The sequence below is a fragment of the Liquorilactobacillus sicerae genome, assembly GCF_029916425.1.
GTDB lineage: Bacteria > Bacillota > Bacilli > Lactobacillales > Lactobacillaceae > Liquorilactobacillus > Liquorilactobacillus sicerae.
Genome location: NZ_JAHAVQ010000104.1, coordinates 1 through 606, shown reverse-complemented (window position 1 = coordinate 606; position 606 = coordinate 1). Strand labels below are relative to the sequence as shown.

1 pseudogene is annotated in these 606 nt (G+C 41.3%); it reads right to left on the bottom strand.

What is annotated here, in order from left to right:
• A pseudogene (locus tag KH893_RS11465) lies at positions 1 to 441 on the bottom strand (ABC transporter permease); the annotation flags it as partial.
• Between the last annotated feature and the right edge of the window lie 165 nt (positions 442 to 606).

The following is a 606-nucleotide window of genomic DNA, read 5'->3' as shown; positions in this document are numbered from 1 at the left end:
TAACAGAAGTGGCAAGACCCCCAACCAAACATGCGGCGTGTAGTGATCTGGAAAATAGTATGCCGTATATACCCAAGTAACTAAAAACGAAAATAAGATAGCGCCAAACCATAGCAGCATAGCCATCACATATTTAGCACTAATGATTGCATACCGTGGCAGTCCTTTACTGATCAGATTGACTAATGTGCCACGGCTTACCTCTTGGCTGACTGTATTACTTGTTATTGCAGCCAAGAGGTAGATGCCGATCTGAGTCATATTTTTGAAGAATTGTTGCCAAGCCTGAATACTTGTGGGATTAGGAAGGGAAAACTTCAGTTGGCCACCAACTGCCTTCAGCAGATCCGGTGTAATTTTAGCGATTAACGGACTTTCTATGCCAAAAAGTAAAAATACTAGTCCTAGGATCATGACACGATAATGCCGCCATGATTCCATTAATTCCTTTTTTAGGAAATACAAAACATCAATCATTGAACAACTTCCATGAAGATATCTTCTAAACTTGTTTCTTGACGCTCCACAGCCAATGGAATAAGCCCTGCGTCGAGTACTAAGGTTAATACGTTTTTCATTGCTGCTTCAGCATCACCTGTGTAGGGT